This window comes from Streptomyces sp. NPDC054961 (assembly GCF_053609145.1).
In genome coordinates, this window is sequence record NZ_JBSGWY010000018.1 from 37,590 (window position 1) to 39,496 (window position 1,907).

At 68.0% G+C, this 1,907-nt stretch carries 2 protein-coding genes and 1 tRNA gene; 1 reads left to right on the top strand and 2 read right to left on the bottom strand.

From position 1 onward, the window contains the following. Positions 1–179: 179 nt before the first annotated feature. The gene (locus ACWF9Z_RS17980) at positions 180–680 is read right to left on the bottom strand and encodes a phosphoribosyltransferase (protein ID WP_453603194.1); all 501 of its coding nucleotides are present in this window, start codon (positions 678–680) and stop codon (positions 180–182) included. After that, positions 677–1,264, bottom strand: a complete 588-nt coding sequence (gene dcd, locus ACWF9Z_RS17985; protein ID WP_453603196.1) for a dCTP deaminase — start codon at positions 1,262–1,264, stop codon at positions 677–679. Before dcd ends, ACWF9Z_RS17980 begins: the two co-directional genes overlap by 4 nt. A gap of 455 nt (positions 1,265–1,719) precedes the next feature. Between dcd and ACWF9Z_RS17990 the strand changes: the two genes are divergently transcribed. Beyond that, a tRNA-Gly gene (locus ACWF9Z_RS17990) sits at positions 1,720–1,790 on the top strand. Positions 1,791–1,907 lie beyond the last annotated feature (117 nt).

The window sequence follows — 1,907 nt, forward strand, 5'->3', positions numbered from 1 at the left end:
GGGTCCGCCGGGGGCACATCCTCAGCGGGGCACGGATCGCCCGCCCCCCCGCACCCCCCCCCGGGGCCCCCCGCGCGACCGTCCCGGCGGGGGCCCGGCGGCGGGGGCGCGCCCGGGCCCCGCCCCTCTCGTGCACGGCACGTGCGTGCGGGACGCTCAGGCGTGACGTGGCGTGAGGCTCAGGCGTCGAGAACCTGTCCCTCACGCTTCACCACGGGCGGTTCGACCGACCAGGGGAAGTTGATCCACTCGTCGGTCTTCTTCCACACGTACTCGCACTTCACGAGCGACTGCGACTTCTCGTAGATCACGGCCGAGCGGACCTCGGCGACGTGCCCGAGACAGAAGTCGTGCACCAGCTTCAGCGTCTTGCCGGTGTCGGCGACGTCGTCGGCGATCAGGACCTTCTTGTTGGTGAAGTCGATCGCCTCGGGGACGGGCGCCAGCATGACCGGCATCTCCAAGGTCGTCCCCACGCCGGTGTAGAACTCGACGTTCACCAGGTGGATGTTCTTGCAGTCCAGCGCGTACGCCAGGCCGCCCGCGACGAAGACACCGCCACGGGCGATGCTCAGGATGACGTCGGGCTCGTAGCCGTCGTCGGCGATCGTCTGCGCCAGCTCGCGCACGGCGCGGCCGAAGCCCTCGTAGTCGAGGTTCTCGCGCACTCCGTCACTCATGCCTCGTGCCTCACCTGGGTGCGGTGGAAGTTCTGGAAGGACCGCGAGGCCGTCGGGCCGCGCTGGTGCTGGTACCGGGATTCGTACCGCTCGCTCCCGTACGGGAACTCCGCGGGCGAGCTGAGCCGGAACAGGCACAGCTGTCCGATCTTCATACCAGGCCAGAGCTTGATCGGCAGCGTGGCGAGGTTCGACAGCTCGAGGGTCACATGCCCGGAGAACCCGGGGTCGATGAAACCGGCGGTCGAGTGCGTCACCAGGCCGAGGCGGCCCAGGCTGGACTTCCCCTCCAGCCGTGAGGCGATGTCCTCGGGCAGCGAGATGACCTCGTACGTCGAGGCGAGCACGAACTCACCCGGGTGGAGGATGAACGCCTCGTCCCCCTCCGGCTCGACCATCCGGGTCAGATCCGGCTGCTCGGTGGCGGGGTCGATGTGGGCGTAGCGGTGATTCTCGAACACCCGGAAGAACCGGTCGAGACGTACATCGATGCTGGAGGGCTGCACCATCGACTCGTCGAAGGGGTCGATGCGAACCCGTCCGCTGTCGATCTCGGCCCGGATGTCTTTGTCAGAGAGAAGCACGTCCCGAGGATACGCAGAGCGCGGGGACCGCCCCAATCGAGGCGGTCCCCGCGCGCCGGTGTCTATCGCTTCGCCGCAGCCCCCACGGGCACGGCATGCCGCAACCGCGCGCAGCGCGGACACCGCAACAGCCGTCCCGGCCCGATCCGGCCGGCACCGAGGTGCTGCAGCGGGAACGAAGCGGTGCTGAATACGTGCCCTTCGGCACAACGGACGACGGTGTGCTCCATCGAGTCCCTTTCCCCAACTAACCGTACTGCGATGAATCGCCACATTAGGGGATGAACGAGACCCGGCTCCAGCCGCCGCTCCGCACGCACAAGGTACGCCCCAACTCCCGCCCCCACGAGCCTCCGTGCACCACACACACGAGCGCGCCCCCCGGGTGAATTCACCGGGGGGCGATCATGGGGTAGGGTGAGGAACGATACGGATCCAGGCAACTGGACAACCGTGCGGATGTAGTTTAATGGTAGAACATGAGCTTCCCAAGCTTATAGCGCGGGTTCGATTCCCGTCATCCGCTCTTGAGAGAAGGGGGCGGGGGGGGGGCCGGGGGCCCGGTTTTTGGTTTTAGGCACAAAACCACCCCACCCACAAACCAGCCCCCTCCCCCACACCCCGCCCCCCGCCGCGGGCCCCC

Bases quoted from the DNA above. Each gene is read 5' to 3' on its own strand.
- ACWF9Z_RS17980 (WP_453603194.1), bottom strand. From the start codon at position 680: ATGAGTGACGGAGTGCGCGAGAACCTCGACTACGAGGGCTTCGGCCGC.